The following is a 5,346-nucleotide window of genomic DNA, read 5'->3' as shown; positions in this document are numbered from 1 at the left end:
TGTGTATGGTGGGCGGCGTTGACTCGAACCGCCTTCGTAACGGTTTTTTGGCAGACCGAGAATTCCCCAATGTTCAAAAGGCAGCCGCTAAACTGACAAAAGCCAAAATATTTATCGATGAATCCGCCGGCTTAACCCCTCTCGAACTGCGTTCTAAAGCGCGACGCCAAGCTAGCCAAGCGCCCTTGGATCTGATTATCATTGACTACATGCAATTGATGCATGCTTCGGGGCGTATTGAAAACCGCCAAAACGAAATTTCTCTCATTTCACGTTCGATCAAAGCCTTGGCGCGCGAGTTGTCTGTGCCCATTGTGACCTTGTCGCAATTGAGCCGCGAAGCGGAAAAAGATGACCGCGGAATGCCTAAACTCGCCCATCTTCGCGAGTCAGGGGCTATTGAACAAGACGCTGATGTCGTGTTGATTCTCTCTCGGCCGCCCGCCATAGAACGGGAAGAGCGTGAGAACGTTATTCTGGTCAATATTGCAAAACAACGTAATGGGCCGGTAGGTCATTTCGAATTGATCTTCGAAAGAAACACGCAGCGATTTAAAGACTTGGCGCCTGCCAGTCTCGAAAGACAGGTACCGCCGCAGGTGGCGTACCAAGCAGAGAGACAAGCGGAACGTTATGCGCCCGTTATGCCTGAACCCTATTCTGAAGAAGAGGAAGACCTTAGTGAAGCGGATTATATAGATCCCGATGACGAAACTATTCCGTTTTAGAAGAGCGTGGCGGATGTCCCGGAAGCGCGGCTTCTTCTTCAGTTTTCTGTTATCTTTTGAAAAGATGATGAGTCCAAAAAACAGAGTCTATTGTTTCAAAAATGATGGGCTTCTGAATCAACAAAGTTGTAATACGACGCCGGCAGGCGTTTAACCCAAACATGGGAGAGCAGTATCATGTTTAAAGGTTCCTTTGTGGCACTGGTGACACCGTTTAAAGACGATATGGAAATCGACTATGACGCCTACGGACGGTTAATTGATTATCAAATTGAACAAGGTACGCACGGACTCGTGCCCTGCGGCTGCACGGGAGAAGCAGCGACCTTGTCTCATGCGGAACAAAAAGCATGTATACGCTTTACACTCGAACGGGCTGCGGGACGTGTGCCCGTAGTCGCAGGGACAGGTTCCAACAATACCGCTGAAGCCGTGATGCTCACCCAATACGCAGCAGAATTGAAGTGTGACGGCGCTCTTCTCATTACGCCCTACTACAACAAGCCCACTGCCGCGGGACAGATCGCACACTATACCAAGGTCGCGCAATCAGCGGACATCCCTATCATGCTCTACAATGTGCCCGGCCGGACGGGTGTGAAAATGCTGCCGGAAACCGTTGCGCAGTTGTCCAAAGTTGAAAATATCGTGTCCATTAAAGAGGCGTGCGGCTGTGTAGAGCAAGTCACTGAAATCCTGAATCGCTGTGATATTTCAGTCCTGTCCGGTGATGACAGCCTCACCTTGCCCATGATGGTTTTAGGCGCTGATGGGGTGGTCTCTGTAGCGGCGAATGTAGCCCCGGCACCGGTCGCTGCGCTTTGTGAGAAGGCGGCGCGCTCTGATTACGCGGGCGCACGAGAAGAACACTACAAACTGGCCGAGTTGTTTAAAGCGCTCTTTTGCGAAACCAATCCCATGCCGGTAAAAGCGGCGCTCGCCCGTATGGGATTCATAAAAAATAATTTGCGCCTGCCCCTGACGCCTCTTCAAGCAAAATTTGAACAGCCTTTGGAAGATGTTTTGGCGCGTCTCAATCTTCTCGGATGATAATCTTTCTCTTTTTTGTTTTATAGTGTTAAGATGCACAGCGTACAATGGAGCATTGTGCGGTTGATTATAATGTGTTCGTGCCTATCGACCAACCCCGCTTAGATCATGGGCGTTCCAACGAATAAAGGATTTATCTCATGGCAAAAAAACTTATGGTCGTTCCTCAAGAGGTCAGAAAAGAATCTGCCATTCACTTTGAAAAAATTCCTGTTAACAGCTATAACAAAAAAATACAGGAAGAACGGCATGATGGCAAAGGCGTGGGCGAAGAACGCTTATTGCGCATTTACCGAGACATGGCGCTCATCCGTGAGTTTGAAACCATGCTCGACAATATCAAAAAACTGGGAAGCTATCAGGGTATCGCCTACACCCATGCCGGACCCGCCCATTTGTCGATCGGCCAAGAAGGGGCCGCTGTCGGCCAATGCGTTCATCTGCAGGTACACGATCATTTGTTTGGCAGCCATCGCAGTCACGGCGAAATCATCGCCAAAGGATTGCGCGCTGTGGAGGACCTGCATCAGAAAGGACTGATGGCTGTCATGGAGAATTATTTTTCCGGGACAACGCTTCAGACCGTTCAGAAGAATGAGCCCGACCGGGCCGGCCTGAATCTCACCATAAAAGGTCAAAAACAAGCTGCTTTGCAGACTGCCGAAGAAGAAGAACTGGGAATTGATTTCCTCCTTTATGGGCTCTTGGCCGAAATTTTCGGCCGTGAAACAGGATTCAATAAAGGAATGGGCGGTTCCATGCACGCCTTTTTCCCGCCTTTCGGCGTCTATCCCGCCAATGCCATTGTGGGAGGGAGTGCGGATATAACCGTTGGTTCCGCTCTATACAAAAAAATCGGGGAATTGCCCGGTATTTCCATTGCCAACATCGGTGACGCTTCCATTGGTTGCGGACCCGTTTGGGAAGCTTTGGGATTCTCATCAATGGCGCAGTTCAAAACGCTGTGGCCCGAGTATATGCGCGGCGGACTGCCCATTATTTTCAATTTCATGAACAATTTTTACGGCATGGGCGGGCAGCCCATTGGCGAGACCATGGGCTTCGAACAATTGGCGCGCGTTGCTGCCGGCGTCAATCCACAACAGATGCATGCGGAAGTCGTGGACGGCAATAATCCCTTAGCCCTTGCCGATGCCTACCAACGAAAATTGGAAGTGATCAAGAAAAAAGAAGGCCCGGTATTTTTAGATGTTCTCTGTTATCGACAGGCAGGACATTCACCCAGCGACCAGTCTGCTTACCGAGAACGGGAAGAAATTGAGATGTGGCGTGCGGTAGATCCGCTTTTGGAATATGGCGAAAAACTGGTCGCAGCCGGGATACTCACGAAAGACAACATCGAATCCATTCACGACTACGCTGTCCGCAAAGTGAGCAAAGCCTGTAGGCTTGCTGTTTCCCCCGATATTTCACCACGCATGCTTTTGTCCCCGACACAGGGGCTTTGTAATTTAATGTTCAATAATGAAGTGGAAGAAACACTCCCCGGTTTGCGTCGGGCAGAAGATGTATCCATGCCGTTGGCAGACAACCCACGCGTCCAAGGGATCGCAAAGAAGGCGCGCTTTGGTATTGCCGAAGACGGCTCAATATTGAAAGGTACGCGGGCAGTCACTTTCGGCGAGGCGCTTTTCGAAACGATTATCCACCATTTCTATAATGATCACCGCGTTGTTGCCTACGGCGAAGAGAACCGTGATTGGGGCGGCGCTTTTGCCGTCTATCAGGGTTTGACCGAGGCGCTGCCTTATTACAGACTGTTTAATTCGCCCATCTCCGAAGCCGCTATCGTCGGCACCGCTGTAGGCTGCGCCATGGAAGGGGGAAGACCCCTGGTTGAGCTCATGTACTGCGATTTCATGGGCCGTGCGGGCGATGAGGTGTTTAACCAAATGCCCAAATGGCAGGCCATGTCCGCAGGCCTGCTCAAACTGCCCATTGTCCTGCGCGTTTCCGTGGGCGCAAAATATGGAGCCCAGCATTCACAAGATTGGACTGCCCTCTGTGCCCATGTGCCCGGACTTAAAGTCATCTTTCCCGCCACACCGTACACCGCCAAAGGCTTGCTCGCTTCCGCGATGAGCGGGAATGATCCCGTCGTGTTTTTCGAAAGTCAGCGTTTATACAATCAGGTCGAGATCTTTCAGCCGGGCGGTGTACCCGCTGAATATTACCGGCTTCCCTTGGGTGAGCCTGCAGTCATGAAAAAAGGTGATCATCTCACCCTCTTGACTTTCGGCGCTACCCTATACCGTGCCATGGCGGCGGCGAAACGTTTCGAATCCGAATTTGGCATTTCCACGGAAGTCATCGATGGTCAGACCCTCGTCCCCTTTAACTATGAACCCGTGGTCGAATCGCTGAAGAAGACGGGAAAGATTATCGTTGCCAGCGACGCTTGCGAAAGGGGCAGCTATCTCCATACGATTGCCGGACAGTTGAGCCAGATCGCCTTTGATGATCTGGACGCGCCGGTATGCGTCGTAGGCGCGCCCAATTGGATCGTTCCGCCCGCTGAAATGGAAGATGCCTACTTCCCGCAAGTACACAGTTTCTTAGATGCGTGGCACCAACAAATTGCTCCCTTGCCCGGCTATACGCCTGTTGTTGACCGTTCCGCTGATGCGTTTATCCGTTTGAATCAACGTGGTATCTGAGGGTTGTTGAAGCCTTCGAAGAAAGAATCATGATCCAGTTTGTTAAGGTTGCGAAAAAAGCCGATTTTGCCGGTCGTAAGCTTATGTCCGTGCGTATTTTGGGACGGCCCGTGGCGTTGATCCAAGAAGATGACGGCACCATCCGTGCCATGGAAGCGGGCTGCAAACATCAAAACGCTGATTTGACGAAGGGCACCGTAAAAAACGGTATTTTGACTTGCCCATGGCACGGTTGGCAATATGAGTTGGAGACGGGAAGGTGTGTGTCCGGCGGAACCGCCAGGCTGCGCGCCTATGCCTGCAAGGTGGAAGGGGATGATATCTTTATCTCTCTCCGGCCTGAGGACACTGATTTTTCGTCTGAACCCGATTGGGAAATCATCGAGGAATAGCGCCGCCCTTCCTTGTGATCCTATGATCTTGATCGTTGGGGCTATGTATCGAAGTGCATACAAAGGATACGCCCTTTACAGTTTCAGGTTGCCCGCAGCCGTCATAAACCTACGAGATCTATCCCGGTCTGACGAGGAGGAGACCGCCTTTTATGATTCTTACTGTAACTCCAAATCCCTGTATCGACAAGACCTTGTTTGTCGAGGAGCTGCGCATAGGCGAAAAGATACGTGCGCCTCGATATAGCTGTATTACGGGCGGAAAAGGCTGCAACGTATCCCGGGCACTCAAGGTCATGGGCGGTGACACAAAAGCCATGTTGCTCGTCGGCGGCGCCACAGGACAACATGCCCTTCAAATGCTCGAAGAGCAGGATCAGGTGAAAACCCTTCCGGTATGGGTTGCAGAACAGACGCGCACCATAACCACTGTTCTTGAAGAAGGAGTGCACCGGCAAACCGCTTTCTTTGAACCCGGCCCACGGGTTACAGAAGCGG

At 51.4% G+C, this 5,346-nt stretch carries 5 protein-coding genes; all 5 read left to right on the top strand.

All coding sequences use genetic code 11. The features are described 5' to 3' along the window. Nucleotides 1-728, top strand: a 728-nt coding sequence (locus tag GX117_14725) for a hypothetical protein (protein NLO34581.1), incomplete at its 5' end; no start/stop codon positions are given. 177 nt (nt 729-905) lie between these two features. Beyond that, on the top strand, nt 906-1,778 hold the full coding sequence (locus tag GX117_14720) for a 4-hydroxy-tetrahydrodipicolinate synthase (GenBank protein ID NLO34580.1): 873 nt from the start codon (nt 906-908) through the stop codon (nt 1,776-1,778). Nucleotides 1,779-1,918: 140 nt separating this feature from the next. Then, nucleotides 1,919-4,456: a dehydrogenase gene (locus GX117_14715; protein NLO34579.1), complete on the top strand. Its 2,538-nt coding sequence runs from the start codon at nt 1,919-1,921 to the stop codon at nt 4,454-4,456. A gap of 29 nt (nt 4,457-4,485) precedes the next feature. Further along, entirely contained in the window at nt 4,486-4,848 is a 363-nt protein-coding gene (locus GX117_14710; protein ID NLO34578.1) for a Rieske (2Fe-2S) protein, read from the top strand. Between the two features lie 152 nt (nt 4,849-5,000). Next, a partial coding sequence (locus GX117_14705; protein ID NLO34577.1) for a hypothetical protein occupies nt 5,001-5,346 on the top strand: 346 nt, incomplete at its 3' end.

It is taken from the genome of Candidatus Hydrogenedentota bacterium, from assembly GCA_012523015.1.
Taxonomy (GTDB): Bacteria; Hydrogenedentota; Hydrogenedentia; order Hydrogenedentales; family CAITNO01; genus JAAYBJ01.
This window is presented reverse-complemented; position numbering and strand designations above follow the sequence as displayed.

Bases quoted from the DNA above. Each gene is read 5' to 3' on its own strand.
- GX117_14710 (NLO34578.1), top strand. From the start codon at position 4,486: ATGATCCAGTTTGTTAAGGTTGCGAAAAAAGCCGATTTTGCCGGTCGT.
- GX117_14720 (NLO34580.1), top strand. From the start codon at position 906: ATGTTTAAAGGTTCCTTTGTGGCACTGGTGACACCGTTTAAAGACGAT.
- GX117_14715 (NLO34579.1), top strand. From the start codon at position 1,919: ATGGCAAAAAAACTTATGGTCGTTCCTCAAGAGGTCAGAAAAGAATCT.